This window comes from Simonsiella muelleri ATCC 29453 (assembly GCF_002951835.1).
Lineage (GTDB): Bacteria > Pseudomonadota > Gammaproteobacteria > Burkholderiales > Neisseriaceae > Simonsiella > Simonsiella muelleri.
In genome coordinates this window covers 2,169,986-2,195,569 of record NZ_CP019448.1, presented here as the reverse complement: position 1 = coordinate 2,195,569, position 25,584 = coordinate 2,169,986, and the positions used below count along the sequence as shown (strand labels likewise).

The following is a 25,584-nucleotide window of genomic DNA, read 5'->3' as shown; positions in this document are numbered from 1 at the left end:
AAATGGGCTGTTATAGTGGGATTGGTGTGATTATTTTGCTTTATTTTGTTGTGTTTGTGTTGAAATAGTGAAAACCCCAAAACAAATGAATTGTTTTGGGGTTTTGCAAAGGTTTCAGACTTCTCTACAAATCTATACCTAAAAATTTGATTTGATGGAATTTTAGATAGCCCTATTCATTTGCCACCACGACTTTACCAAATCCCTCCGCACTTTGTAAAAAACCGTTTTTCTTCAAATAATCCCGAGCCACGTTTTCTGCGCTTGTGCCTTGCACTTTTACGCGGTAGTTCATCTCGCTCATTTCTTCTTCGCTAATTTTCCCCGCCAATCGGTTAAGTGCGGTCACAATTTGAGGATTTTTTTCGGCAAATTCTGCTTTCATCAATGGCGCACCCTGATAAGCAGGAAACAGGGAAATATCATCTTTCAGTAGGCGCAACTGATATTGTTTCAACTCAGCATCGGTAGAAAAGGCTTCAACCAAGTCGATTTTGTCATTCAACAATGCGGTATAGCGTAAAGCAGGTTCCAAGCTAACAATATGTTTCAGCGAGATACCTGCAGACTGCATGCCTTTGTAACCATCCGCTCGATCGGTAAACTCCAGTGAGAAACCTGCTCGGATATCGGGCGCAACCTGCTTCAAGTCGCTTATTGTCTTCAGTTGGTGCGATGCACCGTAACTTTCTTTGACCGCCAATGCGTAAGTGTTCTGATAAGACATCGGCAGCAGAAATTCTAGCTGATATTGTTCCGCTAATAATTGTTTGCCCCGTTGATAGGTTTCAGTTGGAGACAGATGGCGGTTCTTCTGTTCAGGCTTTACTTGTACTAACGCCTCCAACACCGTCCCAGTAAATTCAGGATAAATGTTGATTTTACCGCTTTTCAGTGCGTTAAATAGGAAAGTGGTTTTGCCAAAATTAGGTTTGACTGTAACCTTGATGTTCGGATTTTCATGTTCAATCAATAACTTATACATGTTAATTAGAATATCAGGCTCGCTACCCATTTTGCCAGCAATCACTACGTTTTGCGTAGCAGGCGTAAACGAAACCTGTGAAAGACCGAGTACACCAAATCCTACTGCCAATGCAAAGATAAGCGGCAGCTTGCGTCGCGATTTTTGCAATAGCCCGATAATTCCGCTTACTCCGACAGCCAGTAACGCGGAGAGCAATGCGCCGGTAAACGTCATTGTCATGTTGTTGCGGTCAATGCCGAGCAGAATCAGGTTGCCCAAACCGCCTGCACCGATTAAAGCAGCCAGTGTTGCCGTGCCGACAATCAGCACCGCCGCCGTACGAATGCCCGAAATCATGGCAGGCAAAGCCATCGGCAGCTCAATCCGACACAATGATTGCCAGCGCGATAGTCCGAATGAGGTGTACGCATCTTGAATCGATTGGTCGATTTGGGTCAGCCCCAAATAGGTATTTTGAAAAATAGGCAACAGCGCGTATAGCGTGAGCGCAATCAAGACGGGCGGTGAACCGATACCGACAAACGGAATCAGCAAACCCAGCAGCGCCAAAGACGGAATGGTTTGCAATATATTGGTGAACTGCAATACCGCTTCCGCTGCCCGCTGTCTGCGCGCAAACAACACGGCCGCAGGCACTGCAATCGCCACTGCCGCGAGTAAAGCCAGGCCGGAAAGCCATAAATGCGTAAACAGCATTTGCCAGAGTTCTGCCGGGGTAACGTTTAGGGATGAGAACATAGTTTTAAATTTTATGTTTAGTACGTTGAATAATAGATGTTTATGTTTGCTTTACAGCAAGGTATTAGCGCTTTGAAAGAGGTTTCAGACGGCCTTCACCATCATAACACTGCCCTTCTCACAGCTTCCTGTCCCTGTTTATCCAACCGTAAGAATTGGTGGATGATGCGTTCGGCATCGGGTGCATCGGCGGTGGAAAACAGCGATTGCACATAATCATTTGCCGGCTGCTTTTTGATTTCTTCAGGTGTGTCGATTTGTACCAGTTTGCCATTATGCATTACACCGATACGGCAAGCGAGTTTGGCGGCTTCCTGCATATCATGGGTAACGAAAACGATAGTGGTGCCAAATTTTTGGTGAATCATAGCAATTTGGTCTTGCAGCACGGTGCGTACCAGCGGGTCAAGTGCTGAAAACGGTTCGTCCATCAGCAGAACTTGGGGCTTGGCTGCAATGGCTCGCAAAATACCGATGCGCTGCTGTTCACCGCCGGAAAGTTCGTGCGGATAGCGGTCGCGATAGTGCGCAGGGTCAAGTTCCACCAGCTCCAATAATTCATTCACACGCGTTTTGCGTTCGGCTTTCGGCCAGCCCAGTACGTCAGGCATGAGTTCGATATTTTCCGCGACGGTCATAGTGGGGAACAGGGCGATTTGCTGCAATACGTAACCAATTTGGTGGCGGAGCTGGCGGATGTCGTAGTCTTTAATCCGTTTGCCGTGCAGATAAACATTGCCGTCGGTCGGTTCAATCAGTGCGTTAATCATGCGTAAAGTGGTCGATTTACCGCTGCCTGAGCCACCCACCAACACGAAAAATTCACTCTGATAAATAGTCAAGTCCAAATCGCGCACGGCATATTTGCCGTCATACTGCTTGCCTACGCCGCGAAATTCGATAAACGGAACAAGATTATTTTGCATATTGTGCCTTTACTACATCTTCAAAATTAAGCGATGCCCATCCCAACAACTGTGGTAGGTCGTCTGAAATGGCAGCGAATTCGCCTTTGGCAATGGCGGTGTAGGTGGAAACCCACGCTTCAATCTGCCAATCGGGTGTGTCAGAATATTCAGCTTTGCGGCTGGCGAAGGCTTCTTCCACGGTTTCATTGTGGTAGCGGTACGGTTTGCTGGTGATTTCGGTTAAGACGGCGGCTATTTCAGCGAAGTTTAATGATTGGGAACCGGTCAGCGTGTAGGTCTGATTGTCGTGACGGTGGTTGCCGCATGCGATGTCGGCGATAACGTTTGCCGCTGCTTGGGCGACATCACGCTGTGAAACGCAGGCAACGCGCCCATCATCAGCAGGGCCAGCGATGATGCTGTCTGCGTTGGCAATCGTTGCCATCATCTCACTGTAAAAATTGTCGAGCAGAAAGGTGTAGCGCATATTTGTTTGCCGGATTGCATTTTCAGTAACCGCATGGGTACGCGCCAGCAGCGTGAAGGTGCTGTCCAACGCCACTTGAGCAAAAGAGAGATAGACAATGTGTTGCACGCCCGCTTCCGAAGCAGCCTGCACCAAAGTCAAATGCTCTTGTTCACGCGTTGGGCTTTCGGCAGCGGACACCATAAACAGCACGTCCACCTCATTTAAAGCCTGCTTGGCAAGCTCCAAATCGCCATAGGCAAAACGTCGTGCCTCGCAGTTCGACAGGTAGGGCACTTTGGTGGGGTTACGCAGTGGCAGAATAAGCGGCAGACCGCGTGTGCTGATGTGTCGGGCGACCATGCCGCCGATGTTGCCGCTGGAACCAGTTATGGCTAGATTCATATTGTTTTCCTTATGCGTTTTCTAAAGGGATAGCTTTGTCGTTTGCAGGGTTTCTGGCAAACCATGTGCAGCCTGCTTTTTGGGTTTCAAGTATGGGGTAGTGATAGTTTTGTCATGGGTGGGATTGGATTTTCGCCATGCTAAATCGCAAACAAATCAACACACAAGACCACATCACGCCCCAAAATCAAAATGCAAAATTTCGCGCAAAAATGATTAAATTCCAATCAATTTTGCGCGATTTTTGTCATTAAACTATCAGGGAATTATCAGGAATGATTACGGGCGTATTGCACAATCCCACAGGTAACGTCCGTAAATCTCAAATTCGTGGCTTTCCATTTCGCGTAAGTCCAATGTTTCTACTGGATAAAACGCTTTGTTGTCGCTGATGATGCGGTAGGTGTGGCTGTTTACGCGCTGCAAACGTTTAATTCGCAATTCATTGACTTGTCTAAATAAATAAATGCCTTCTGATGTGTAAACACTTTGCATTGCCCACATGACTGTCCCTCTGTCTATGATGGTGGGGTGCATGCTGTCGCCTTTGACGCGCGTGCAGAAACAACGTGATGGCGGTACGCCCAGCACATCAAAAAATGATGCGCGAAACCACATGGATTCGGTATTGACGTTGTCCAGCATGGCGTAGCCGTTGCCTGCGCTGCCAAACACGTTGGTGTGGTAACGCACGGGGACGATGGCGCTGATGTCTTGCGATTTTGCCCACTCATCGTATTCTGACACCATTTGGCGCATGAAATCGGGTACAGGCTGGGTTGGCTGAATGGGCTGAACCGCTTTGGGTGCAACCACGGCAGGTGCATCATTACCCATTTTCAGCAAATGGGATAAGCCTTTTTTCTCTAATTCATCAATCAGATAACTTGGTAAGTTGTAAATTTTTTTTAATCCGTTTTTTCCACCTTGTGTAGGGACTTCATCATAATCCCATTTTTCTTTGTCGGCGCGATATTGAATACCTGCTGGTGTTTTAGGCAAGCGCAATTCACTACCTTGTTCGTTTAAATCTTTTGCCAACTCAACCAATTCGGCTGCACTTTTTTTGTATTTACTGCTCATTTTTACGCTCTTGCTAACTTTAAAGCTCTTGAATTTAACTTTAAAGTAATCTTTAAAGTTATTTTGAAAGTTAATTTAAATAGAAATCAAATATTTAATTAAAAATAGTCCAATTTCCCCAATAAATAGCTTGAAAGTTTTTTCTTTAAAGCTATAATGTTTACATCTCGCAAACGTGAAATGTAAACCATTTTACCTGATTTGTTGATTTTGTTCTTTAACAACTTGGAAAGCATCAGAAATAAGGGCTGAATTTATCCCTTATGGTTAGGAATAATGATGAAAAACATTGAACAGGCAGTCTGTATGGTTATGAGACGTACGGACTGCCGATTGAGTGTTTTTTGAAGTGAAAGGAAACCTATGCACCCTGAAATGATTAAAGCAAGGCTGCGTATGGCAGGTTACACATTGGCAGACGTAGCAAGAATGACAAATGTGGACGCATCAGCAGTTCGTTTGGCTTTAAGGAAGCCAAGTTTATCGGGCGAAAAAGCGATTGCAACAGTTATGCAAAAGCCATTACATGAATTATTCCCTGAGCGTTGGACAAAAGATGGTCAGCGCATTCGCCCACGTTATCGTCATTTATATGAAGAGGCAGCCTGAAAATGGAATTGAAATCACATTATGCTTTAACAGAGCTTTTGGCAATGGGGCTACACAATGTGCCTTCAACCATACAAGGCTGGCATTACAAGGCAACCAAAGAAAACTGGCAATTTTGCGAAGTAGCGTGTCAAGGCGGCAAAGGCGGTAAACGCCGTGAATATGCCCCACCGCCTGAAATCATGCAGCAAATTCGTGAGTTGTATAAAGCGCACGTTATGGCTCATGTCCCCATTCCCCTGCCTAAATTGTCTGAAACAACACCGCACAAGGAAGCACTTTCAGGCAGCACCCAAAAACAACGGCAACAAGCTGATGCGCGTGAAGCGGTGTTGGAAGCGATTGATGATTTGGTGGCAAAACACAAAAGTCAAAATCAGCCCATTAGCCGTGAAGAAGCCATTATTACTGCAATTACTTTGGCAAAAAGCGGTGAATATGAAGTGTTGGCAAAAACCATGCTGATGGCGTGTGATAAGCGCGGCGGTGGTGGCAAATTACCTGATAAACGCACGATTTATCGCTGGTTTGCCAAACGCGAAACGGCAGAAAGTTTAATGCCCAAAGTACCACAGAAAAACATGGTTGCCCCTACTTGGTTTGATGTGTTTTACCGTTTTTACAACTTGCCCAGCCAGCCCAGTGTGGCTTTGGCGTTCAAAATGTTTGAAGCACAATGGCGTCTGCAAGGTGGTGAGATGCCCAGTATTCATCAAGCCAGACGCTTGTTAAGCAAAATGGGCGTGGTGAAACGTGAGCGTGGCAGAAAAGGCGCAAAAGAGTTGAAAAACATTCTGCCCCATAAAGTGCGTGATTTTTGGCATCTTGAACCTGCCGAAGTTTATTCGGCAGACGGTCATCAGGTGGATTGGGAAGTGTTGAATCCATTGAGTGGTTTGCCATTTCGCCCTGAAATCACAACGGTTATGGACGTGGGAACACGCAAAATTGTGGGTTGGAGCGTGGGGTTTGCGGAAAGTCGGTTTACGGTGTTGGAAGCATTGAGCCATTCCAGTTTAACTGCCATACCTGCGATTTGGTATGTGGACTGGGGCAAGGGATTTGAAAACATCATGATGACTGATGAAACGGTGGGTTTGATGAACCGATTGGGCATTACGATGAAACATTCCATTGCCTACAACGCACAAGCCAAAGGTGCTATTGAACGGTCGCACCAGTTGTTTACCCATGCGGCAAAGATGTTTGCCACTTACATTGGCAAAGACATGGACGGCGAAGCCAAACGGCAAATGTTCTTGCAAACGCGCAAGGAAATCAAGTTGCAGGGGCATATCATCAATTCGCCTGTACCGACTTGGGACGAGTTCAAAGGTTTTATTGAACAACTGATTGCTGATTATAACGCTAAACCGCACCGCAGTTTGCCCAAAGACGGCAGCCTGAAACGGCATTTGTCGCCCAATGAATTTTGGGAAATGAAATTGGCGGAAATGTCCGAGCCACCAATTAAAGTGGCAGAAGATGAAGTGGCTTATTTGTTTAGACCACAAATTGTTCGCACTGTGGAACGTGGCAAAGTGAAATTGTTTAACAATGTTTATTTTAGCCATGATTTAACTGAGTTTCACGGTTTGGAAGTGATTGTGGGCTATGATGTGCAAGACGCTGAATTTGTGTGGATATTTGATGACAATCAACGCTTTATCTGTAAAGCTGAATGGCATGGCAACAGCACCGATTATTTCCCCAAATCGGTACGCGAACAAGCCAAAGATAAACGCGATGAAACACGTCTCAAACGCATTGAAGCACAAAAAGATAAGGTTTTAGCGGAGCGGAAACCTGTGCTTTTGGAACATCAAAGCAGCGTGAATTTGGGTGGTTTGGTGGTGGATTTGGCGCAAGCCAAGCGTGAGACAGAAGCGGTTTTGTTGCCACGCGCTGAAATCAAGCCCGAGCCGAAAACGGTGGAAGTACTGGACGCGGAAGGCTGGCATTTACCGAATACGGAAGCTGGACGATGGGCAGAGTGGTCGCGCTTGGCGGCTTTGTCGGAAGCGGATTTGTTGCGCGAACCTGAACGGGCGCAACGCTGGTTGGTAAGCTATACGCGCACGCCTGAATTTAAAGTCATGAATAAACAAGTGGCTTGATGTTGCTGCTCTGTTTTCAGGTAGCCTGAAACGAAAAAAACAGTCCAAATGTAGCGTTTGGACTGTTCCCTAAAACTTTTTTAAACAACTTGTGGAGTATTCTACCATGAAATTTGCAGAAATTACAAATTTGACTTTGGTTAAAGTCGCAATGGAACGTTTGACGAATCGTTTGGACGATTTGCCCGCTTTGGGCGTGTTGTATGGACCCAGTGGCTACGGCAAAACGACTGCCACGATTGCGGTCGCAAACAGTACGCAATCCTATTATGTGCAAATTCGCAGCGCGTGGAGCAAGAAAACGCTGCTGGAAAAGATTTGTTTTGAAATGGGTTTGCCAATTGCGAAAAACGCAGCAGCGTGTTTGGACGCGATTTGTGAGCAAATGGCAGCCAGCCAACGCCCTTTGATTTTGGACGAAGCTGATTATTTGTTGAACAAAAACGGCATGGTTGAGTTAGTCCGCGATATTTATGAAGGCAGCCAAGCACCGATTATGTTGGTAGGCGAAGAGCAGTTGCCGAATAAATTGAAGAAGTTTGAACGGTTTCACGGTCGCGTGTTGTCGTGGATTCCAGCGCAGCCAGTTAGCCAAGCGGACGCGGAAATTTTGGCGAGCGTGTACGCGCCGAATTTGCGGATTGAAGCAGATTTGTTGAAACAAATTGTGGACATGGCGAACGGCTCGGTGAGGCGCGTTACCGTGAATTTGGTTAATTTGGTGCAAGCGGCTGATTTGAATGGTTATGATTATGCGAATTTAGCCAGCGTGAGCAAAATGCAAGGCTTTGAGTTTTATCAAGGCGAAGTACCAAAACGTGGAGCGAAACCATGAAAGAACAGCCGATTGAAGCCGTGATGTGGCGCACTTTGAAGATTTTGCGCCGTTGCGATTATGACACTTTGTTGGCACACATCAATATGACGCACCCTTGCACCGACAGACGGTTGAGCCGTTATTTGAACAATGTAATTGAGCTGGGTTTTGTGAAGCATTCGGGTGGGGGTGGGCAGTATGCTTTACGTAAAGGCAGCCTGCGTATGACACCATCTGCACCTGCCAGCGCACCGATTTTTAGGAAAGGCGTGCAATATGATTGAGCAAGATTATATGTCTGAACAATGGTTTGAGTTGTTAATGAAACAGATTACCACAAAAACCATGCGAGTAGTGGCAGATGAATTGAATTACAGCAAAACCACTTTGAGCTTGATAATCAATCGAAAATACAAAGGTAAAACCGACCGTGTGCGCGATAAAGTGCTTGCGATTTACGCACAAGTGCATTGTCCTCATCAAAATCAAGTAATTGTCATGAGCGAATGCGTGGCATTGGCAACATCGTCTGCCCCTACGCACAATCCTCTAAAAATGCAGCAATGGCGAGCTTGCCAGCGTTGCCCAAACAAACCCGAATGTGGAGAAAAATCATGAGCTTTTTAGATTGGTATTTGAATTTAACGTTTTTGCAGGCTGTTTTGGTGTGGTTGAAATTGCTTTTGCCTGTGTTGTTTATTTTGACGGTTTGCGCACTGGTTGGCTTTTCGCTGAAACTGTTTTCAGGCAGCCTGAAAGTGCCAAAATTGCCCAACAATATTCAGCCCAAACGCGGCAAGCAGCCTGCTGAAAAACAGACCGCATAATATTTTTTTGCCTATTGTTTTTATTAACTATTTGATTTTATGGAATTTTAAAAATGAAACAATCCCAATTTAATCATCATTTATCGGTTGAGCAGCCTTGCGTAAAGCAGCAGCTTCTGCGCCAGCATCAAACACGCTTGGCGGCAAAATATGGAGTTTTCGGTATTCGCCCAACAGAAGCTCAAAAAAATCGGCTGCTTCTTCATACGCGCCCTTTCTTGAACAACTCTCTGCATAGCCGTATTGTGAAAGCAAGCTATTTAGCAGCGCGCCGTTTTGCAAGTGCAGCCAATGTGCATAAACAAAAAGGGGATAGTGTTCGGGGTAAGCTTTTATGGCTTTTTGCCGTGATTTGCCACCGCTTTTATAGTCTTCAAATGACTGTTTATGTTCGGCAAGCCAATTTTCAAAATTGTCCCAATCGTGAAGCACAAATTCATACACAAAATGGTGTTGCTCATCACTCAAATCCCACCAATCACGCGCCAAATCGTAGTTGAGTGCCACGCTTAAATAAGATGATGTTTCATATTTTTCCATAAGTTTTACCTAAATGGGAAATTGAAAAATGTCAATTTTAAATGATTTTAGCAAAATGGGTAAAAAATGAGTGAAACCGAGCTGAAATTCGCCAAACGTGCCATTGCCCAAATCGCCCAAATGGGTGGCGAACATACGCGCTTATTGCTTGAATACATTAAGTTATTTTCCAGTAAAGATAAGCCCTTATCGCTGGAAGAAACCTTTGAGATTTTGGTGGAAACGGCGAATTTTTGGGCAGATTACCCAGCCGAATTTTGGCAAAAAGCGGTGCAAAAATTGTTGTCGGACAAAGTTTCAGGCAGCCTGAAAACACCGCTTGATTCGCATGATTTGTTGCTGGAGGCGCTGGAAATTGTCCAGTCATTTCAAAATACTGAATCCGAATCGACAGCCGAAACAGCACCGATTGTCGCGCCGTCTGCGGTGGCGCGTGAACCGCCCGAACCGTTTATCTCGCCTAGCCCCGAACAAAAGCAAGCGCGACATGAATTAAATCAAAGCATGATTAAGAAATTGAATTGTAAAATTTTTTCCTGATTTTGAAAGAAAGAACCATGAGTAAAAAAATCAAAACCCAAGCCATTATGTCCGCGCAATCTCGCGCCGAAGTGGTGGACAACATCGCCCAAATGGGCGCATTGCAACGCGAAATTTTGCGCCTGAACGCCGAATTGAACGACCAAATCACACCACTCAAACAAGCGTGTGATGAAAAAGTCGCCAAATTACAAGCGCAAATCAATGTGTTATCCGAAAGTTGCCACATTTGGTGTGAAGCCAACCGCGCCGAATTGACCGACAACCATCGCGTGAAATTCGCGGATTTGTCCACAGGTGTGGTGAAGTGGCGCATCAAAAATCCGAGCGTCAGTATTTCGCAAAAAAATGGTGCGGAAGTGATTGACCGTCTGTTGCAAAACCCAAATTACAAACGCTTTGTGCGTGAAAAACTGGAAGTTAATCGTGAATTGATTTTGCAATATCCTGAAATGTTTGAAGATAATCAGATTTTAGGCATCAAAATCAAACGCGGCGAAGAGGATTTTGTGATTGAACCGAATTTTGATGAAGTGGGAGCAAAAGCATGACAACGGTAACCATTCAATTAATTCAACTGGAATATGGCATTGGTGTGAGAGTAGAAGGTATTGACCGCGATATTGTTGACAAATTAATGCGTTGGGAAGACCCACCGTCATTGGAACACCTGAATATGGTGCAAACGCTGGGATTGCAAGCCTTGTTGAGCATTATGCAGGACATTCACAGCAATAAAGATGCCACATTGCAGACAATTCATTAAATCTTGTTTAATTGGAGTTTAAAACCATGAATAAAGCTGAATTAATCAAAACCATCGCTACTGAAAGCGGCTTAACCCAAACGCAAGCCAATGATGCGTTAAACGCATTGTGCAAAGTCGTAATTGATGAATTGTCTATTGGTGGCGAAGTGAATATTGTCGGTTTCGGTCGCTTTTATGTGGCTGAACGTGCTGAACGTATGGGGCGCAATCCGAAAACGAGCAAACCTGTCATGATTCCTGCCACTTGCGTGGCGAAATTCAAAGCAGGCAAAACGTTAAAAGACGCAGTTGCTTAATTTTTTAATCAAAATAGGCAATGTATTTTCAGGCAGCCTGAAAACACATTGCCTAAAAACAAAGGAAAAAATATCATGGCAAGAATGACTTACGAACAAAGGCGACAAGGCTTAATCGCCAAAATCCACGTTGCCAAAACACAGCTTGCGCTGGACGATGACAATTACCGTGCCATTTTGCAGCGCGTTACGGCAAAATCCAGTTGTGCAGAAATGAACTTGCAAGAATTGCAGCGCGTGATGGCGGAAATGGAGCGTTTGGGCTTTAAACCGACCAAAAAATCCATTGGGCGCAAGCCATTGCATTTTACTGATGTATCTGATTTAATGGCGAAATTGGGTAAATTATTGCAATTAACCGAAAAATCATGGGCATACGCCAATGGTATGGCAAAACAAATGTTCCAAAAAGACAACGTCAATCAATTAAATGCGGCGGAATTACGCAAATTAATTGCGGCGTTAAATTATCATTATTTGAAAGTGCAGGCGAAACAAGCAAAAAAAGCATAAAAAAATCCGCCAAACAACATGGTCGGCGGACGGTAAAAATTTAAACTAAATCAAATTATATCATAAACTTATCAGAAAGAAAGCCGACCATGAAAAACCTTTATTTTTTTGAACAAGATTTGCCTCAATTGTGCCGTACCCAAAAAGGAGTATAAAATGCAATTAAATCAAGATGATTTTGTTGATTTGAAGCACCTGCTGCCGCCAAGTTTTGCTGGCTTAGTTGAGGTGATTGGTTTGGCTATGGCGTTTGAATTGGTGGAAAAATTCGGCGGAACAACGTTCCCAATTGGCAAAAACAAAACCAATCAAGGCAAAGTGTTACATCATCTTTTGGCGGAAATCATCGGCGAAGACAATGCCGATAAAATTGAAATTGCATTAAATGGGCAGCGCGAACTTTATGTCCCCAAGTGCCAAGCTGCGCTGTTAACGTGCAGAAATCGTGAAATTCGCCGACAATTTGATGAGTTAACCACACGCCCGAATTATCCAATGACAGGCGTTTGCGCTGTTAATAATTTGGCGCGTGAATACCATTTGAGTGCGCGCCAAATATGGAATATTGTCAATAGTGGCGAAACCATGCAGCAGAGCTTATTTTCGTAGCTAATTTTCAGGCAGCCTGAAACTGGGAAACTGGTTTCAGGCTGCTTTTTTTTGTGGTGCAAAAATCAAAAAAAGATTTGATAAAGGAACAAATAGAACCTATAATTTACGCATCAACAACAAACCAACAGGAAACAATATGATTCACAAAGAATTAAGACGTGCCACTCAGCGTAAGGATTGGGATACAGTACAAAAACTAGAAAATATCCTAAACAGCAAAATAGACAGGCGAATTAAAGCAGAAACCTTGTTAAAAATCCAACAAGAACGCAAAAAAATGAACTATGATATGCGTTTATCATTCAGTCAAATTTTATTCGGTGCGGTGGGTGCAATGACGGCTTTGGTGGCAATCATCAAAAATTATCTAAATAAATAATAGGAGCAGCCTCGAAAGGGGCTGAATGAAACATGAAAAAAAGTGCATATTATCAAGAAAAAAAACAAATTGATGCAGAATGGAACAAGCTAAGTAAGCGAATGGACTGGGTGGTTAAATACCGCTTTAAAATTTGGCTGGTGCAGTTTACCTTGATTGCTTTGTTATTGTGGTGGGTATTGACATGACTTACCCCGAAATTGGGTACACGCCTGCCAATTTGCGGCATTGGATTGAGCAGCACGGCTTAACACAAGCGCAAACGGCTGAATATTTAGGTGTGCAAACGCGAACGGTACGAATGTGGCTAACAGAAACAGATAAAACCAGCCACCGCGATATGCCGTTGGAAAAATGGAGATTATTGCAACAATATCAAAAATCTGAAGTGTGATAATGGCTTGTTGTTGATGGAAAGGCAGCCTGAAACTGGGAAACTGGTTTCAGGCTGCTTTTTTTGTGTGGCTGAATTGAAGTGTTATTAGAACGGTTTGGCTGTTTTTCATGACAAAATGACTGCAAAATTAAACAACTGGATTGATAAATATGAATGAAACTCAACTCGCCCAACAGTCCATCGCGCAAACGCTGGCAAACAGCGCATTTTTCGCGCATATCCGTGAAAAATTGTTTTCAGGCAGCCTGAATCAAAGTCAGGTAGACGGCTTAAATTTACTGGTGCTTTCATCGGTGGAACAAGGCTTAAATTTGCAACAAATCGCGTATGTGTTGGCAACCGCTTACCACGAAACCGCCCGAACCATCAAGCCTTTGGAGGAATATGGCAAAGGCAAAAACTACGATTACGGCAAATGGCAAATCAACAGCAATGGCGTGAAATATTGTTTCAAAGATGGCTCGCGCAGTTCGGTTTACACGCAGGACGAGTGTCCGCATTTGTTTTATGGGCGCGGTTTTGTGCAGCTAACTTGGCGCAACAATTACGCCAAAGCAGGCGCAAAAGTGGGTGCAGATTTAGTCACGCAACCTGACCTAGCCACACAGCCCGAAACCGCCGCCAAAATCATTGCTTGTGGCATGGCAGAAGGTTGGTTCACAGGTAAACGGTTGGCAGATTACATTACTGATAGCCGTTGCGATTATGTCGCTGCTCGCCGCATCGTGAACGGTACCGACAAAGCAGATTTGATTGCTGGCTATGCACGGATTTTTGAAACCGCTTTAAACGCGGTTTAAAGCCAGTTTAAAAGCTATGGAAAATTTCAAACAAGGTGGCGCAAACCTACCACCACCTGCCCCCCAATATCGCTCGCACACGGTTTTACCGCCACAAAGTCCCCAAATCGCGCCACAAACCGTACAGTCCGAGACTGTTTCAGGCAGCCTGAAAAAATGGCTCGGCGGAATGGTCAACAATCCGACTACAGGCGCATTGTCGCATGACAAAGTGTGGGCAAACGTGGCGGCTGGCGTGATGACGTATCAGTTTGCCACAGGCACACCTGCCGAATGGCAATGGTGGGCGTATGGGGGCATGGTTGGCGGCTATGGGCTGGCACGGCGAGAGATTGCAGCAGTACAGCAAACTTCTGAAAAGAAAGAGAAATAATGCTTTTGTTTTTATTAAAAAAATACCGAACAGATTTGCTGATTATTTTGCTTGTATCTGTTTGTGTGAGTGCATTGATGGGACTGGGCTACCATTTTGGCAGCCTGAAAACAGAACATCACTATCAACAAATCCTGCTCAAACAAGCGCAAGAACATCAAGCAAAACAATCAGTTTGGCTCAAACAAGCCGAACAAATCAGCCAACAACAGCTTGAATTTCAAAAGCAAAGCGAAATTCAAGCCAATGAATTGAAAAAGGAAATTCAAAATGTTATTGCAAAAGACCGCGCTAACGGCACTCATGATTGCACTTTTGGCGAGTACAGCTTGCAGCACTACAAAAAATCACTCGGTTACGAGTAAACCTGTGCCACAAGCCTTGCTCGTGATGCCACAACGTCCCGAACCGCCACAAAACGGCTCACAAGAAGCGATTTTGACTCACGCGGTGGCATTTGGGCGTTACGTGAAAAATTTGGAAAATCAATTGCGTGGCTGGATTGACTGGGCTATGGAGCGCAAACCATGACCTACTGGCAACAAGTCAATCGCGTACTTACCAAACATCGCGCCAAAATGGAAATGGGCAAAGCGCAAGCCAAGCGACAAGAGCGGTTTGTGGAATGGGTGGAAAGTGTGTTGTACAAAAACCATGTTCGCCACGACCGCTTTGTAAACGATGATTTTGATGTGATTTTTTACTTGAATGGTTTTTCAGGCAGCCTGAAAAGTTTGTTTCCGCATTTTTGGGTGGAAGAAGACGGCGCGGAATGGGTCATGTGCAATCCGAATATACCTGAAATTCAAGTGATTATCCGACTGGAGGCAATGCCATAAACGCACAACAATTTCTCACAATTGAATGGGCGTTTGGCTTGGTTATTAGTATTGCGATTACGTCTTTGTGGCGTTATGTCAATTCGCAAGCCGAAATAGACAAAGAATTAGCGCGTGATATTAAGCACTTAACCACAAAATTGTACGAAGTGGAAAAAAGCTACCAAAGCAAAGACGATGCCCGACGCGAAAGCGAAGAAATCAAAAGATTGCTCAAAGAAATCAAAGATGATGTGAAAGAAGTCAGCAACCAAATCAATCAAAAGGCAGATAAATCATGCTCGTAAACCAAGACCCAATATTGCAAGCCTTAAAAGAAATTCAGGCAAAACAAGATGTAACCATTGCCAAACAAGACGATTTGGAAAAACACATCAAGCAAATCCACGATGATTGCAAAAAAACCGCGCGTACCAATGGCGCGGTAGCAGGTGCGGTGTCGGGTGGTTTGGTGGCAACGGGCATCACTTTAATCAAAGCGAAATTTGGCATTTAGGAGACACAATGGCGCACCCAAAAGAAAAACGCGATTTGGTTCGCCGTAAGTATGTCTTTGAAAATCAACCATTAGAATTGGCAGCGACTTTTTCAGGCGTGCCATTGGCGACCGCTCGGACATGGAAATACGCCGCCAAAGAACAAGGCGATGATTGGGATAAAGCGCGTTCTGCTCATTTGTTTGCAGGTGGCGGCATTGAAACAGTTGGGCAAACCATGCTGGCTGGTTTTTTGGTGCAATATCAATCTACTTTTGAAGATTTGGAAAAAGCAGAAAACATTGCCCCAATTGAAAAATCCAAAGCATTAGCCAGTTTGACCGATTCATACCTCAAAGTCATCAATGCAACCAAAAAAATGCTACCCGAAACGCAGGCTGCTGCTGTGGCTGTGCTGGTCGTGGAAGCATTATTGAATCACATCAGCGAAGTTTATCCCGATAAATTACAAGATTTTGCCTTGATTTTACAAACTTTTGGGACTGTCATTGAAAGGAAATTCGGTGGCTAAATTCAGCGAAAAAATCAGTTTAACCGAACTGAAAAAACGAATGGCGCAGGTGCGCGAAGAAGCCCTACAACGCATTGAATTGCATGAAATTGAGCTGTCCAACGACCCAGCCGAAATCGCCAAACGCCGTGCCATTGTCTTGAAAGGCGATGAAACGGCGTTTCGTTTTTTCTGCAAAACGTATTTGCCGCACCATTTTCCCGATGGCACGGAATCGCTGTTTCATGCGTGGGCGTACAAAACGCTGCCTGAAATGACCGCAGAGCCTGAAGCCATTTCACAATCGGTTGCTGCACCGCGTGGCGAAGCCAAAACCACGCAGGTGGTTCAGGCGAACAGTTTGTTCAATGAAGTTCGCAATGTGAAACACAATACAGTTATTGTGTCGGACACGGAAGAGCAATCCGATGAAATCATTGAAACAATTAAAACCGAATTGACCGATAATCCCATGTTGCGCTTGGATTTTCCCGAAATATGTGGACAAGGTGCGCGTTGGCGCATTGGCGAAATTTTGACCCGACAAGGCAATAAATTCAAAGCCTATGGTTCGGGTCAGAAAATTCGTGGTGCGAAAAAGAAAAATAAACGCCCCGATGCGGTTTATTTGGACGATTTGGAAAATGAAGACCATGCCGAAAATCCGCGTTTGCGCGACAAATTAGAAAAATGGATTGCGCGTGTGATTCAGCCACTTGGCGAAGCGGGCAGCAAAATTGACATCATTTATGTTGGTACAATTTTATGTAAAGACAGCGTGTTAGCGCGGATTATGAAAAATCCGTTTTGGCGCAGCGTGCTGTTTAGCGCGATTGTGAAATACCCCGAGCGCATGGATTTGTGGGAAGAATGGGAAAACATCTATCGCAACACCCCTAAAATCAATCAACAAAACGAAAAAGCCGCCCATGCTTTTTATCTGAAAAACGAAGCGGAAATGTTGCGTGGTAGCAAAGTGAGTTGGGTTAAACGCCCATTACTGACTTTAATGAAAATCCGTGCGCGAGATGGCTTGGCGGCGTTTCAATGCGAGTATCAAAACGAACCGAGCGACCCTGAAAGCGAAATCTTTTCAGGCTGCATTGACCAAAGTTACTACCGCACTTTGCCACATGATGTGGTGTTTTATGGCGCGGTAGACCCATCATTGGGCAAAAAAGGCAAAGGCAAAGACCCGAGCGCAATTTTGGTTGGTGGCTATCAAAAAAGCACGGGCATTTTGTATGTGGTTGAAGCCAAAATTAAAAAGCGTGTTCCCAGTTTGATTATTCAAGATGTGATTAAATTACAAAAAGAATACAACTGCCAGCTTTGGGCGGTGGAAACCGTGCAATTTCAAGAGTTTTTCAAAGATGAATTGGTCAAAGAATCTGCGAAACAAAGCGCACACGTCCCAGCCAAAGGCGTGAAACCGAATACGGAAAAAGAATTGCGCATTGAGAGTTTGCAACCGCATTTTGAAAACGGTTTCATTAAATTATTGCCTGAACAGCGCGAATTGATTGCCCAGTTACGCCATTTCCCCAATCACGACCACGATGACGGTGCAGACGCGCTGGAAATGTTGTGGAAACTGGCGACCAGCAACAGCGCAGGCAGCAGCATTGAGCCAATCTCCATGTATGACAATTGTCCCTATTGATTTTAAGCGGTTTCAGGCAGCCTGAAACGTTTAAACCTCATTTAAAACGAGTTTAAAATGGCTAAAAAAGACAAAAAACACAAACAGCCCATTCAAGCGATTCAGATGGAGCAGCTTGTTCAAGACACCGCTTACGCGCTCAATGCCTTTTCAAGCAGTGGTACAGATGAGTTATTGAATTTATTGGGTTTGTCGCGCCAACAGGTTTATTCAGCTGTGATGTCGGACGATGAAGTGGATTCGTGTCGTGAAGACATTGTTTCTGCTTTGCTTTCAAGCAACTGGCGTTTGTTTGGTGCAGAAACCGATGACACACAAATGGACAAACTTTATCAGTGCGTGCGGCGCAATTTGCCTAGCATTGCCGAGCAGGTGGTGGTGGCGAAATTGTGCGGTTATGCGGTGGCGCGTTTGGTTTATGCGCAAGATGAGGACGGTTTTATCTCATTAAAACAAGTGATTAGCCGTCATGATGAATTGGACAAATACACACCCAAATTCGGCAAACTCATCTACAACGGTCAAAACGGCGAAGAAGAAACCGAAACTACTTATACTCATTTGTTTTTAAACAATAAAGCCACGTCCAAAAATCCAGCTGGCGAAATGGCTATGGTGCGGATTTACCCAGCCGTGATGTTACGCAAAGAAGGCTGGCGTTACGCTTACCAATTTGCACAACGCTACGCCCAGCCCATGCTCATCACCAAAACCGATGGCGACAAAAACGAAGCCGCGCGTAAAACCCACACCGTCAAAAATGGTGGTGCAGCAGCCATTGGCATTGAAGAAGAGATGAAGTTGCTGCAAAACACGGCGGACGGCGCGTTTTTCAGGCAGCTGGAACAAATGGCAAATGCGCGGATTCAGAAATCCATTTTGGGACGCGTCAAAACCAGCGAGCTGCAAACAGGCAGTCGCTCCGCGCAACAGGTGGAAAGCGAAAGTGAGAAAAATCGCATTGGTGCGTATTTGCTGTTGTTGGCGGACGCTGTACAAAAGGTTGTTGATGCGTTGATGGATTTGAATGCCGTTTATCATCAACCGATTAAAGTGAAAGGCGCATTGTGGTTTGAATACGAAACCGAAATCAAACCCGACACCAACCGCGCCGAGCGTGATAAAAAATACTTGGAAAGTGGCAATTTGGAATTGACCGAGCAGTATTACACGGATATTTTAGGCTTTGAACCCGAGCATTTTAAAATCAAGCAAAATCAAGATAGTGTAAAAGCTGATACAACTTTATCGTTGAATTTGTCGGGTAATCAAAATGATTTCAAGCAGCCTGAAAGCCAATTATCCGCCGACCAACAAATTATGCAACCGAAAATCCACGCGATTTTATCCGCGCTTGCCAGTTCAGAAAATTTCAATGAATTCAATGAGAAATTAAATAATTTGGATTTGTCGGTAGGCGACCAAATCTTGATTGACAAATTGGTTTGGCAAAATTCACAAGCATGGTTGGACGGCGCAGGCAGCCTGAAAGGTTCGCAATGACTAAACCATTGATTCACTTTAGTAGTTTGCTAGACCGTGCGGCATTTGAACATCTGCAAAACAAAACGTTGTTGCCCAGTTTCAGCCACTACGATGTGTGGTTGTATGAGCATTCGGTGGGTTTTACGGTTGCCAAGATGATGGACATGGATTTGTTGGCAGAAACCAAGTCAGCAGTGGTATCGGCATTGGAAAACGGCACGGATTTTAGAGATTTCAAAAACCGTTTGAAGCCGTATTTGATGGCAAAAGGCTGGTGGGGCGAGCAAGTGATGCTTGACCCTGTGGACGGTGTCGCCAAAACGGTGCAGCTGGGCAGTACGCGGCGTTTGCGCGTGATTTTTCAGACCAATTTAGCAACGGCTTACGCAGCAGGGCAATGGGCGCGGATTCAGGAAGACAAACAGATGTTCCCATACCTAAAATACATTGCCAGCACCGCCGAGCATAAACGCCAGTCCCACATGACTTACTACGGCAAAATTTGGGCAGCAGACGACCCGATTTGGCAGAGCATTTTTCCGCCCAATGGCTACGGTTGTCAATGCACGGTGCGCCAATTAACCAAAAAGCAAGCCCTACGCGAACGCAATGAAGACATCAACAGGCAGCCTGAACGTTTTACCGAACAGCAAAAAATCAATGCCCAAAACGGTGTGCTTGATGATGGCACGGACGATATTCAGTGGGTGGATTTTACCAATCCGCGCACAGGTCAAACCGTCAAAATTCCGTTTGATGTTACGCCGACTTTTGCACACAATCATGCTGCACGTTTGGCAGATGTGCAAACACTCGCCGAGCAAAGGCATGGCAAGGGTTTTATCCGTGAATTGGCTGATACTTTAATTACTTATTTAAAAAGAAGAAGACAGCCCCTTGAATTAACTGAAGGTGGTGTGTTTGCCAGCAGTGCCAATTTGATTAATGAGGGCAGATTGCTTTACGAAACCCATATTGCTGTCATGAATGAGGCAATTAGGCAGGGTAAACCGCACGAGGGTATTATAGAAATCATGCGGCGTGAAGGTGTGGAGCTGGGTGGCGAAGTGCGTGTTAAAGGGCACGATGAAGCCATTTTGCAAGAATTTATTGAAGTGATAAAAACCTATCCAAAATCGTGGGTGGAAAAATCCAATGAAGTGGGTGCAATTGTGTTGGAAACAGATAATTTACGGGCTTTTCATGTCAAACCAATATTGAAATCTCAACGCGATTTTGATTGGTTTAAAAATACTAGTTCTCTTGATTATCAATCATTTAAACGCGCTTTTAAAGAAAATATGGTGCAAGATGGGGATAGTTTGATTTTAGCGAATGTTGCCCCAAAAATATCGCGTAAATACCGCCTGATTACACATTTACACGAATTTGGGCATCGTTTACAAGAAGTGATGCCCGAATTGGAAACCTATTTTGACCGATTATTTAAAGAGCGGACGACCAAAGACAAAATTCAAAAACTCAATGAAATGATTGGAAAAGATTGGTATGATGATGATGAAAGAGGTTTGCGCGATGATTTTCCCAATGAATATTATGGTAAAATGTACAACAAAAGTCGCAAAGACCCACAAGCATTGGAAATGCTGACCATGACTTTTCAGGCGTTATTGGGTGGTAATATCAAAGATTTTAAGGAAATTGAGCGTAAACCCGATTTTTTGTATTTTGGTTTAGCTTTATTGGTGAGATTTAAACCATGAACAATTTTACATTTATTTTGTCCCGAAAAAATCAAGCAATTGGTCAGATTACTTGGTTTTGTGGTGGAGATGATGGTAATGGCGCATTACAAGGCGATAAAAATGCCGTTAAACAATTACAAGATGCCATTGAATTAGCTATTCAAGAAGAATGGGAAGGTGCATATCCACGTCCTTGCCGTGCTGTTATACATGACCCATTGAATTATATTGATGAAATGGTTACGGTATTGGAACAGGCTGGATTTGATGTGCCGATGGTGTTGTATCCATATACTGCTCAAGCACAAAAAGAGCAAAGAGAAAAGGATAAGCAACTTTTAGCTGAAGACCCACCTCCTTTTAAGTTAAGAAAGTGTTATTAACCACCAACTGATTTTCAGGCAGCCTGAACCCCAAAACTCCCACTTGAAACATGAAATTCAAGTGGGATTTTGTTTGTCTATTTCAAAAATCGCCGTTAAAGCACTTTTTAAAGCGTTTGAGCGCATCTAAAAACTTTTTCATATCCAAACCTACCCAAATCACTTATCGCGTTTTTAGCGCAATTTAGCGCGATTGAAATTTAAAACAACCAAACAACCACTTCCCCCATTCGTCAAAATCTGAAGCGATTTTAAACAGGTTTTAAACAGGGGTGCTGTGATGTTTGACAAATCCTCACACCGCCCATCGTGTCAAAAATGCGATTTTGGGCGGTTTTTTTGTGTCTATTTGTTTTCAGGCTGCCTGTTTGAAATCAATCAAGAAAACTATTTGACTTGGCTGTGATTAAATGATGACTTCAACTATTTCATTTCAATCAGAAAGTCATTTTATGGCAATTGTCCAACTGCAATTATCCGTACCCGAATCCGCCACATTCGCGGAGCCGTCATCAACCGAAAAGCCACGCCAATTCACAGGCGTAGCGCATTCAGGACAGCCTTTTAGCAAATATGGCGAGCGTTATGTGGTGGACTTGTCCAATATCCAATACCGTAACCCAATCGGTGTCCTATTGGAACACGACTCCGACCGCAAAACAGGTGTGGCAAGCCTTAATTTAGGGACATCGGGCTTGCACATCACAGGAACCTTATTGTCAACCGAACATGGCAACCATGTCGCACAAACCGCCAGCGAAGGCTATCCATGGGAAATGTCCGCCCGAATCCAATCCGCCCGACAAGAAAAAATCACGTCAGGCGAAATTGTCGTCAACGGACAAACTCTTGCCACGCCAATTGTGGTGTTGCGTGATTGCATGGTGCGTGAAGTGTCGTTTGTGGCGGTGGGTGCAGATGCCTATACGTCTGCCTTGATGTTGTCGGACGGCACGGAATTTTCGCCTAATTTGCATTTATCTGATTCCAAAAATCCTCCTACTCAAACAAAGGATGCACCCAACATGACTCCCGAAGAACAAAAACAATTTGATGATTTGAAAAAAGAATTGGCGGAAACCAAAGCCGAATTAGCCAAAGTTCTCAAGAAAAACCAAGTCGATAAAAAATTATCAGCGGCTGGTTTTCAGGCAGCCGAGCATGGTTTTGCTGGCATTACCAAGCAGACGTACAACGTGTTGTTGTCGTTGAATGATGATGCAGCACTGGATGCGTTGGTGGGCGATTTGAAATTGACTGCACCGTCCACTAAGCCGTCATTGCCCGAATCTTTGACCGCAGACAAGCATCAACCCGACTCTTCAGGCAGCCTGAAGTTATCCGCCGAAACCAAACCCACAGCTTTGGGCGGTTATCCGATGGTTTGATTTTTAATGTGAATTTAAAAAGGGTTTAAACATGGAAGTTTTAGGTTTGAAAGTCAGTGATATTTTGATTGCGGAAGTCTCATCTATCACGCGAATTGAAGTACCAGCCACAACAGGTTTAAAAGCTGGTCAACTGGTGGATTATCCGTTGCGTGGTCAAAAATTGGTTGCGCTGACTGATGAGCGTAATGGCACGGTACAAATTCAACCGCACAATTGCATCATCAATTTGGCATATACGCCGATGAGTGAGATTCAGGCAGCCTTTGCTGTTGAGGCGCACTCTGACGTAGAGGGCAATGTGATGTCTGTTGGCAATCACGATGCGCTTGAGGCTTTGCAAAAAGCTGGCGATAACTACGGCGTGATGTATCGTGGCACGCCAAGACCTTAGAACCTGCATTCACAGCCAAGCGCGATGTCTTTTTGCGCCATTTAGCACGCCTGTTGCGTTGAATTTCACGCTAATAGGAACGCTATTAGCATGAAATTCGCCTGACAGTCGTACCAACTGGAACAAAAATCCATTTCACGTTGGCTATGAATACAGGTTCTTAATTTCAAAGGAAATCAATACAATGAGTGTAACCCATAACAGTGCATTTAGCACCCAAAATTTAACCGCAGCCATCAATCAAATTGAGCCGACTCCTACGCAAATTCGCGAATTGGGGATTTTTGAGCCGTACTACGGCACGAAAAAAGTGGCGATGATTGAATACAAAGAAAGCGGTTTGTCTATTGTTAAAAATTCGGCACGTGGCAAATTGGGCGGCGAGGCAACCGACGCGTCTCAACGAAAAGCCGAATATTTTGAAGCCACGCATTTGACGGTAACGGACAACATCTTAGCAGAAGATTATCAAGATGTTCGCGAGTTTGGCGGCAACGAATTAACCAATTTTAAAAACGTCATCACCGAATACCAAAACAATGCCAAATTGAAATTAGAAATGACACGTGAGCATTTAATGCTGGGCGCGTTGCAAGGCAAAATTTTAGACAAAGATGGCACGGTTATTCATGATTTATATGACAAATTTGGCTTGAAGCGTCCTGCTGAAATCTCTTTTGACTTGAGCAAAGATGACACGAAAGTGGGCTTAAAAATGGACACCATGCTATCGGAATTGCGTCAAGGATTCAAAGGAGCGGCGGTTACGGGGTTTGTGGCTTTGTGTGGTTCAAAATTTTTAACTGAACTCAAGTATCACAAAAGCATTGAACCGTTGTACACGCGCTTTCGTGATGGTGCGGTGTATCGCGAGAGCAACGGCATTAATCCGATTGAATTTGAACACAATGGCGTTAAATTCATTGAATACACAGGGAATTTTGGTAGCAAAGGCGCGAAAATTGCCACCAATCAGGCGATTTTGATTCCTGTGGGCAAAAAATTGTATCTGGAATATTTCGCGCCTGCGGACATGGCGGCGGCTGTCAATACTAAAGCTTTGCCTTATTACTCAACGATGGACAAATTGGGCGGTAACCATGATTTAGGTGTGAGTTTGCGTAGCCAGTCTAATCCGTTGCCGATTGCGTTGCGTCCTGATTTGATTCGTATTTTGACGGTGTGATGATGAATGCGGTTTCAGGCAGCCTGATTACTCAAGCCGATTTAGTCCAACGCTTTGGCGAGCGTGAGCTGGTTAATTTAACCGACCGCACCGCCAAGCGCGAAATCGTACCTGACGTGCTGCAAAAAGCCCTCAACGATGCTGAAGCGGAAGTCAACGGCTATTTGCGAGCAGCAGGTTTCAGGCAGCCTTTTGCGCCAGTTCCTTACGCGTTGGTGGTTAAAACGTGCGATGTATGTCGTTGGTATTTGTATGAAAACGGCATTCCTGATGTGGTGCAAAAGCGTTATGACAACGCGATAGCGTGGTTTAAGTTGCTGATAAAAAATCCGTCTATTTTGGGTTTTGATGCAGACGGCGTGGAAGAAGTCAAGGCAAGTGGTGGCATGGCTGTTATCCCGAATGAATTAAAGGACTGGAAAGATGTTAACAATCACTTCTGACGATTTAGGGAACGTCGGACAAGCGTTGCGCCAGCTTTCAGGCAGCCTGAAAAACACGCGTCCGTTGATGCGCGGTATTGCCACGCTACTGGAAAACTCTACGCGTAAACGCTTTGAAACCAAAACCGCGCCCGATGGCTCACGTTGGGCAAACTGGACACCCAGTACCCAACGCGCTTACGCCAAACCGATTTACCGCCAACGCAACAAAAAACGCTATGTTGCGGCACTCAAACCGCGTTCTAAAGAACGGTTAATGCGTGATTCATCGCGTTTGTTGCGTAGTTTGACGCGCCATGCCACAGCCAATTTGGCGCAAGTGGGGACAAATGTGGTGTACGCGCCGCATCATCAATTTGGCACAAAACGCATGGTGGCGCGTCCGATGTTTGGGCTGTCGGCGCAAGATAGCGCGGATATTGTGGATTTATTGCACGATTTTGTACGCGAACAATGGGAGCAAAGTTGATGAATTTATTTGCTGTTTTGCCATTACTCAAGGCGCGGCTGGCGGATTTGCCTGATGTTCACACGGTTCAATCCATTCAAGAATTGGCGCAATTGTTGGAGCAACGCGACATTCAGCCAATAGACAACGCGTTATACGTGGGTTTGGACGGCTACGCGCCGATTAACCAAACGGCTGGCAACAAACGCATGAAAAAGAAACGCTTAAGTTTTAGTGTGATTTTAGCTAAACAATTTTATGGTGCGGTTGACGTGCCGCATGAGGACATCGCCACAGGCGAGATGTTGCACCGAATTTGCGCGAGTTTGCAAGGTTGGCAGCCTGAAACCGCCGACCAACGCCCCATGACGATTACGCCGTTTGATGAAGTTCAGGCGGTTGAGCCGCTGTATTATGACAATTTTGCGTTGTATCCGTTGCGTTTTGAGACAGAAATTTTAATTAATTATTCAAAGGATTAACAC

39 protein-coding genes are annotated in these 25,584 nt (G+C 44.7%); 34 read left to right on the top strand and 5 right to left on the bottom strand.

The genetic code is table 11. From position 1 onward, the window contains the following. Positions 1-172: 172 nt before the first annotated feature. From BWP33_RS10870 to BWP33_RS10855, 4 genes are all read right to left on the bottom strand, one after another. A complete protein-coding gene (locus tag BWP33_RS10870; RefSeq protein ID WP_002643068.1) occupies positions 173-1,726 on the bottom strand; it encodes an ABC transporter permease/substrate-binding protein in 1,554 nt (517 codons plus the stop codon). 101 nt (positions 1,727-1,827) lie between these two features. After that, complete coding sequence (locus tag BWP33_RS10865) at positions 1,828-2,652, bottom strand: ABC transporter ATP-binding protein (protein WP_002643067.1); 825 nt, start codon at positions 2,650-2,652, stop codon at positions 1,828-1,830. Beyond that, the gene (locus BWP33_RS10860; RefSeq protein ID WP_002643066.1) at positions 2,642-3,505 is read right to left on the bottom strand and encodes an NAD(P)H-binding protein; all 864 of its coding nucleotides are present in this window, start codon (positions 3,503-3,505) and stop codon (positions 2,642-2,644) included. The genes BWP33_RS10865 and BWP33_RS10860 overlap by 11 nt, the downstream gene beginning before the upstream one ends. Before the next feature lie 279 nt (positions 3,506-3,784). After that, a complete protein-coding gene (locus BWP33_RS10855) occupies positions 3,785-4,588 on the bottom strand; it encodes a S24 family peptidase (RefSeq protein WP_002640934.1) in 804 nt (267 codons plus the stop codon). A 363-nt stretch (positions 4,589-4,951) separates the two neighbouring features. Here BWP33_RS10855 and BWP33_RS10850 point away from each other — a divergent pair, with 363 nt between their 5' ends. The 6 genes from BWP33_RS10850 to BWP33_RS10825 all read left to right on the top strand — a co-directional run bounded on the left by BWP33_RS10850 (position 4,952) and on the right by BWP33_RS10825 (position 8,958). Further along, positions 4,952-5,197 (top strand): helix-turn-helix domain-containing protein, encoded by a 246-nt coding sequence (locus BWP33_RS10850; RefSeq protein WP_002640933.1) that lies wholly within the window; start codon positions 4,952-4,954, stop codon positions 5,195-5,197. A gap of 2 nt (positions 5,198-5,199) precedes the next feature. Continuing rightward, positions 5,200-7,314 (top strand): Mu transposase C-terminal domain-containing protein, encoded by a 2,115-nt coding sequence (locus BWP33_RS10845; protein ID WP_002640932.1) that lies wholly within the window; start codon positions 5,200-5,202, stop codon positions 7,312-7,314. 106 nt (positions 7,315-7,420) lie between these two features. Continuing rightward, a complete protein-coding gene (locus BWP33_RS10840; RefSeq protein WP_002640931.1) occupies positions 7,421-8,149 on the top strand; it encodes an AAA family ATPase in 729 nt (242 codons plus the stop codon). Next, entirely contained in the window at positions 8,146-8,415 is a 270-nt protein-coding gene (locus BWP33_RS10835; RefSeq protein ID WP_002640930.1) for a hypothetical protein, read from the top strand. Before BWP33_RS10840 ends, BWP33_RS10835 begins: the two co-directional genes overlap by 4 nt. Further along, on the top strand, positions 8,408-8,749 hold the full coding sequence (locus BWP33_RS10830) for a hypothetical protein (RefSeq protein ID WP_002640929.1): 342 nt from the start codon (positions 8,408-8,410) through the stop codon (positions 8,747-8,749). The genes BWP33_RS10835 and BWP33_RS10830 overlap by 8 nt, the downstream gene beginning before the upstream one ends. Beyond that, positions 8,746-8,958, top strand: a complete 213-nt coding sequence (locus tag BWP33_RS10825) for a hypothetical protein (RefSeq protein WP_002640928.1) — start codon at positions 8,746-8,748, stop codon at positions 8,956-8,958. The genes BWP33_RS10830 and BWP33_RS10825 overlap by 4 nt, the downstream gene beginning before the upstream one ends. 69 nt (positions 8,959-9,027) lie before the next feature. Here BWP33_RS10825 and BWP33_RS10820 read toward each other — a convergent pair whose 3' ends face one another. After that, positions 9,028-9,498: a hypothetical protein gene (locus BWP33_RS10820; protein ID WP_104930288.1), complete on the bottom strand. Its 471-nt coding sequence runs from the start codon at positions 9,496-9,498 to the stop codon at positions 9,028-9,030. Positions 9,499-9,564: 66 nt separating this feature from the next. Between BWP33_RS10820 and BWP33_RS10815 the strand changes: the two genes are divergently transcribed. The 28 genes from BWP33_RS10815 (at position 9,565) to BWP33_RS10695 (ending at position 25,581) form a co-directional block, all read left to right on the top strand. Then, the gene (locus tag BWP33_RS10815) at positions 9,565-10,038 is read left to right on the top strand and encodes a hypothetical protein (protein WP_104930289.1); all 474 of its coding nucleotides are present in this window, start codon (positions 9,565-9,567) and stop codon (positions 10,036-10,038) included. 17 nt (positions 10,039-10,055) lie between these two features. After that, positions 10,056-10,589 (top strand): host-nuclease inhibitor Gam family protein, encoded by a 534-nt coding sequence (locus BWP33_RS10810; RefSeq protein ID WP_002642264.1) that lies wholly within the window; start codon positions 10,056-10,058, stop codon positions 10,587-10,589. Then, a complete protein-coding gene (locus BWP33_RS10805; protein WP_104930402.1) occupies positions 10,586-10,804 on the top strand; it encodes a hypothetical protein in 219 nt (72 codons plus the stop codon). The genes BWP33_RS10810 and BWP33_RS10805 overlap by 4 nt, the downstream gene beginning before the upstream one ends. A gap of 26 nt (positions 10,805-10,830) precedes the next feature. Then, complete coding sequence (locus tag BWP33_RS10800) at positions 10,831-11,103, top strand: HU family DNA-binding protein (RefSeq protein WP_002643142.1); 273 nt, start codon at positions 10,831-10,833, stop codon at positions 11,101-11,103. Between the two features lie 75 nt (positions 11,104-11,178). Continuing rightward, positions 11,179-11,616 carry a gp16 family protein gene (locus tag BWP33_RS10795; RefSeq protein ID WP_002643141.1) on the top strand — a complete coding sequence of 146 codons (438 nt, stop codon included), beginning with the start codon at positions 11,179-11,181 and terminating at the stop codon, positions 11,614-11,616. 156 nt (positions 11,617-11,772) lie between these two features. After that, positions 11,773-12,225 (top strand): Mor transcription activator family protein, encoded by a 453-nt coding sequence (locus BWP33_RS10790; RefSeq protein WP_002642267.1) that lies wholly within the window; start codon positions 11,773-11,775, stop codon positions 12,223-12,225. Between the two features lie 139 nt (positions 12,226-12,364). Beyond that, positions 12,365-12,607 carry a hypothetical protein gene (locus tag BWP33_RS10785; RefSeq protein ID WP_002642268.1) on the top strand — a complete coding sequence of 81 codons (243 nt, stop codon included), beginning with the start codon at positions 12,365-12,367 and terminating at the stop codon, positions 12,605-12,607. 32 nt (positions 12,608-12,639) lie between these two features. Next, on the top strand, positions 12,640-12,795 hold the full coding sequence (locus BWP33_RS12565; RefSeq protein ID WP_155999587.1) for a hypothetical protein: 156 nt from the start codon (positions 12,640-12,642) through the stop codon (positions 12,793-12,795). Further along, positions 12,792-13,001 (top strand): helix-turn-helix domain-containing protein, encoded by a 210-nt coding sequence (locus BWP33_RS10780; RefSeq protein WP_002642269.1) that lies wholly within the window; start codon positions 12,792-12,794, stop codon positions 12,999-13,001. Before BWP33_RS12565 ends, BWP33_RS10780 begins: the two co-directional genes overlap by 4 nt. Positions 13,002-13,153: 152 nt before the next feature. Next, entirely contained in the window at positions 13,154-13,804 is a 651-nt protein-coding gene (locus BWP33_RS10775) for a glycoside hydrolase family 19 protein (RefSeq protein WP_002642270.1), read from the top strand. Positions 13,805-13,820: 16 nt separating this feature from the next. Further along, entirely contained in the window at positions 13,821-14,177 is a 357-nt protein-coding gene (locus BWP33_RS13235) for a hypothetical protein (protein ID WP_002642271.1), read from the top strand. Continuing rightward, a complete protein-coding gene (locus BWP33_RS10765) occupies positions 14,177-14,542 on the top strand; it encodes a hypothetical protein (RefSeq protein WP_002642272.1) in 366 nt (121 codons plus the stop codon). The genes BWP33_RS13235 and BWP33_RS10765 overlap by 1 nt, the downstream gene beginning before the upstream one ends. 4 nt (positions 14,543-14,546) lie before the next feature. Further along, entirely contained in the window at positions 14,547-14,708 is a 162-nt protein-coding gene (locus tag BWP33_RS12560; RefSeq protein ID WP_155999591.1) for a hypothetical protein, read from the top strand. Further along, entirely contained in the window at positions 14,705-15,016 is a 312-nt protein-coding gene (locus BWP33_RS10760) for a hypothetical protein (RefSeq protein ID WP_002642274.1), read from the top strand. Before BWP33_RS12560 ends, BWP33_RS10760 begins: the two co-directional genes overlap by 4 nt. Positions 15,017-15,054: 38 nt before the next feature. Beyond that, positions 15,055-15,303, top strand: a complete 249-nt coding sequence (locus BWP33_RS10755) for a hypothetical protein (protein WP_002643136.1) — start codon at positions 15,055-15,057, stop codon at positions 15,301-15,303. Then, positions 15,294-15,512 carry a hypothetical protein gene (locus tag BWP33_RS10750; protein WP_002643135.1) on the top strand — a complete coding sequence of 73 codons (219 nt, stop codon included), beginning with the start codon at positions 15,294-15,296 and terminating at the stop codon, positions 15,510-15,512. The genes BWP33_RS10755 and BWP33_RS10750 overlap by 10 nt, the downstream gene beginning before the upstream one ends. An 8-nt stretch (positions 15,513-15,520) precedes the next feature. Next, the gene (locus BWP33_RS10745; protein ID WP_002643134.1) at positions 15,521-16,024 is read left to right on the top strand and encodes a DUF1804 family protein; all 504 of its coding nucleotides are present in this window, start codon (positions 15,521-15,523) and stop codon (positions 16,022-16,024) included. Continuing rightward, on the top strand, positions 16,017-17,666 hold the full coding sequence (terL, locus tag BWP33_RS10740) for a phage terminase large subunit (RefSeq protein ID WP_224451226.1): 1,650 nt from the start codon (positions 16,017-16,019) through the stop codon (positions 17,664-17,666). Before BWP33_RS10745 ends, terL begins: the two co-directional genes overlap by 8 nt. 57 nt (positions 17,667-17,723) lie before the next feature. Continuing rightward, positions 17,724-19,169, top strand: a complete 1,446-nt coding sequence (locus BWP33_RS10735) for a phage portal protein family protein (protein WP_104930291.1) — start codon at positions 17,724-17,726, stop codon at positions 19,167-19,169. Continuing rightward, positions 19,112-20,875, top strand: a complete 1,764-nt coding sequence (locus BWP33_RS10730; RefSeq protein WP_244903120.1) for a phage head morphogenesis protein — start codon at positions 19,112-19,114, stop codon at positions 20,873-20,875. The genes BWP33_RS10735 and BWP33_RS10730 overlap by 58 nt, the downstream gene beginning before the upstream one ends. Next, the gene (locus BWP33_RS10725; protein ID WP_002643138.1) at positions 20,872-21,240 is read left to right on the top strand and encodes a hypothetical protein; all 369 of its coding nucleotides are present in this window, start codon (positions 20,872-20,874) and stop codon (positions 21,238-21,240) included. The genes BWP33_RS10730 and BWP33_RS10725 overlap by 4 nt, the downstream gene beginning before the upstream one ends. A 280-nt stretch (positions 21,241-21,520) precedes the next feature. Continuing rightward, complete coding sequence (locus BWP33_RS13190; protein ID WP_263479605.1) at positions 21,521-21,646, top strand: hypothetical protein; 126 nt, start codon at positions 21,521-21,523, stop codon at positions 21,644-21,646. 4 nt (positions 21,647-21,650) lie between these two features. Next, positions 21,651-22,628: a hypothetical protein gene (locus BWP33_RS10720; protein WP_002642880.1), complete on the top strand. Its 978-nt coding sequence runs from the start codon at positions 21,651-21,653 to the stop codon at positions 22,626-22,628. A 31-nt stretch (positions 22,629-22,659) separates the two neighbouring features. Continuing rightward, positions 22,660-23,022 carry a hypothetical protein gene (locus BWP33_RS10715; protein WP_002642879.1) on the top strand — a complete coding sequence of 121 codons (363 nt, stop codon included), beginning with the start codon at positions 22,660-22,662 and terminating at the stop codon, positions 23,020-23,022. Between the two features lie 184 nt (positions 23,023-23,206). Continuing rightward, positions 23,207-24,208, top strand: coding sequence for a major capsid protein (locus BWP33_RS10710; protein ID WP_002642878.1), 1,002 nt, complete (start codon positions 23,207-23,209; stop codon positions 24,206-24,208). Continuing rightward, positions 24,208-24,651, top strand: coding sequence for a gp436 family protein (locus BWP33_RS10705; RefSeq protein WP_002642877.1), 444 nt, complete (start codon positions 24,208-24,210; stop codon positions 24,649-24,651). Before BWP33_RS10710 ends, BWP33_RS10705 begins: the two co-directional genes overlap by 1 nt. Next, positions 24,632-25,120, top strand: coding sequence for a phage virion morphogenesis protein (locus BWP33_RS10700; protein ID WP_002642876.1), 489 nt, complete (start codon positions 24,632-24,634; stop codon positions 25,118-25,120). Before BWP33_RS10705 ends, BWP33_RS10700 begins: the two co-directional genes overlap by 20 nt. Continuing rightward, on the top strand, positions 25,120-25,581 hold the full coding sequence (locus BWP33_RS10695) for a phage tail terminator protein (RefSeq protein ID WP_002642875.1): 462 nt from the start codon (positions 25,120-25,122) through the stop codon (positions 25,579-25,581). Before BWP33_RS10700 ends, BWP33_RS10695 begins: the two co-directional genes overlap by 1 nt. Positions 25,582-25,584 lie beyond the last annotated feature (3 nt).

Bases quoted from the DNA above. Each gene is read 5' to 3' on its own strand.
- BWP33_RS10825 (WP_002640928.1), top strand. From the start codon at position 8,746: ATGAGCTTTTTAGATTGGTATTTGAATTTAACGTTTTTGCAGGCTGTT.
- BWP33_RS10855 (WP_002640934.1), bottom strand. From the start codon at position 4,588: ATGAGCAGTAAATACAAAAAAAGTGCAGCCGAATTGGTTGAGTTGGCA.
- BWP33_RS10785 (WP_002642268.1), top strand. From the start codon at position 12,365: ATGATTCACAAAGAATTAAGACGTGCCACTCAGCGTAAGGATTGGGAT.
- BWP33_RS10870 (WP_002643068.1), bottom strand. From the start codon at position 1,726: ATGTTCTCATCCCTAAACGTTACCCCGGCAGAACTCTGGCAAATGCTG.
- BWP33_RS10710 (WP_002642878.1), top strand. From the start codon at position 23,207: ATGAGTGTAACCCATAACAGTGCATTTAGCACCCAAAATTTAACCGCA.
- BWP33_RS10750 (WP_002643135.1), top strand. From the start codon at position 15,294: ATGCTCGTAAACCAAGACCCAATATTGCAAGCCTTAAAAGAAATTCAG.
- BWP33_RS10800 (WP_002643142.1), top strand. From the start codon at position 10,831: ATGAATAAAGCTGAATTAATCAAAACCATCGCTACTGAAAGCGGCTTA.
- BWP33_RS10700 (WP_002642876.1), top strand. From the start codon at position 24,632: ATGTTAACAATCACTTCTGACGATTTAGGGAACGTCGGACAAGCGTTG.
- BWP33_RS10845 (WP_002640932.1), top strand. From the start codon at position 5,200: ATGGAATTGAAATCACATTATGCTTTAACAGAGCTTTTGGCAATGGGG.
- BWP33_RS10745 (WP_002643134.1), top strand. From the start codon at position 15,521: ATGGCGCACCCAAAAGAAAAACGCGATTTGGTTCGCCGTAAGTATGTC.
- BWP33_RS10805 (WP_104930402.1), top strand. From the start codon at position 10,586: ATGACAACGGTAACCATTCAATTAATTCAACTGGAATATGGCATTGGT.
- BWP33_RS10780 (WP_002642269.1), top strand. From the start codon at position 12,792: ATGACTTACCCCGAAATTGGGTACACGCCTGCCAATTTGCGGCATTGG.
- BWP33_RS10715 (WP_002642879.1), top strand. From the start codon at position 22,660: ATGGAAGTTTTAGGTTTGAAAGTCAGTGATATTTTGATTGCGGAAGTC.
- BWP33_RS10840 (WP_002640931.1), top strand. From the start codon at position 7,421: ATGAAATTTGCAGAAATTACAAATTTGACTTTGGTTAAAGTCGCAATG.
- BWP33_RS10850 (WP_002640933.1), top strand. From the start codon at position 4,952: ATGCACCCTGAAATGATTAAAGCAAGGCTGCGTATGGCAGGTTACACA.
- BWP33_RS10765 (WP_002642272.1), top strand. From the start codon at position 14,177: ATGCTTTTGTTTTTATTAAAAAAATACCGAACAGATTTGCTGATTATT.
- BWP33_RS10705 (WP_002642877.1), top strand. From the start codon at position 24,208: ATGATGAATGCGGTTTCAGGCAGCCTGATTACTCAAGCCGATTTAGTC.
- BWP33_RS10865 (WP_002643067.1), bottom strand. From the start codon at position 2,652: ATGCAAAATAATCTTGTTCCGTTTATCGAATTTCGCGGCGTAGGCAAG.
- BWP33_RS10790 (WP_002642267.1), top strand. From the start codon at position 11,773: ATGCAATTAAATCAAGATGATTTTGTTGATTTGAAGCACCTGCTGCCG.
- BWP33_RS10820 (WP_104930288.1), bottom strand. From the start codon at position 9,498: ATGGAAAAATATGAAACATCATCTTATTTAAGCGTGGCACTCAACTAC.
- BWP33_RS13235 (WP_002642271.1), top strand. From the start codon at position 13,821: ATGGAAAATTTCAAACAAGGTGGCGCAAACCTACCACCACCTGCCCCC.
- BWP33_RS10860 (WP_002643066.1), bottom strand. From the start codon at position 3,505: ATGAATCTAGCCATAACTGGTTCCAGCGGCAACATCGGCGGCATGGTC.
- BWP33_RS13190 (WP_263479605.1), top strand. From the start codon at position 21,521: ATGTTTGACAAATCCTCACACCGCCCATCGTGTCAAAAATGCGATTTT.
- BWP33_RS10795 (WP_002643141.1), top strand. From the start codon at position 11,179: ATGGCAAGAATGACTTACGAACAAAGGCGACAAGGCTTAATCGCCAAA.
- BWP33_RS10725 (WP_002643138.1), top strand. From the start codon at position 20,872: ATGAACAATTTTACATTTATTTTGTCCCGAAAAAATCAAGCAATTGGT.
- BWP33_RS10720 (WP_002642880.1), top strand. From the start codon at position 21,651: ATGATGACTTCAACTATTTCATTTCAATCAGAAAGTCATTTTATGGCA.
- BWP33_RS10835 (WP_002640930.1), top strand. From the start codon at position 8,146: ATGAAAGAACAGCCGATTGAAGCCGTGATGTGGCGCACTTTGAAGATT.
- BWP33_RS10735 (WP_104930291.1), top strand. From the start codon at position 17,724: ATGGCTAAAAAAGACAAAAAACACAAACAGCCCATTCAAGCGATTCAG.
- BWP33_RS10760 (WP_002642274.1), top strand. From the start codon at position 14,705: ATGACCTACTGGCAACAAGTCAATCGCGTACTTACCAAACATCGCGCC.
- BWP33_RS10815 (WP_104930289.1), top strand. From the start codon at position 9,565: ATGAGTGAAACCGAGCTGAAATTCGCCAAACGTGCCATTGCCCAAATC.
- BWP33_RS12565 (WP_155999587.1), top strand. From the start codon at position 12,640: ATGAAAAAAAGTGCATATTATCAAGAAAAAAAACAAATTGATGCAGAA.
- BWP33_RS10810 (WP_002642264.1), top strand. From the start codon at position 10,056: ATGAGTAAAAAAATCAAAACCCAAGCCATTATGTCCGCGCAATCTCGC.
- BWP33_RS10695 (WP_002642875.1), top strand. From the start codon at position 25,120: ATGAATTTATTTGCTGTTTTGCCATTACTCAAGGCGCGGCTGGCGGAT.
- BWP33_RS10775 (WP_002642270.1), top strand. From the start codon at position 13,154: ATGAATGAAACTCAACTCGCCCAACAGTCCATCGCGCAAACGCTGGCA.
- BWP33_RS10830 (WP_002640929.1), top strand. From the start codon at position 8,408: ATGATTGAGCAAGATTATATGTCTGAACAATGGTTTGAGTTGTTAATG.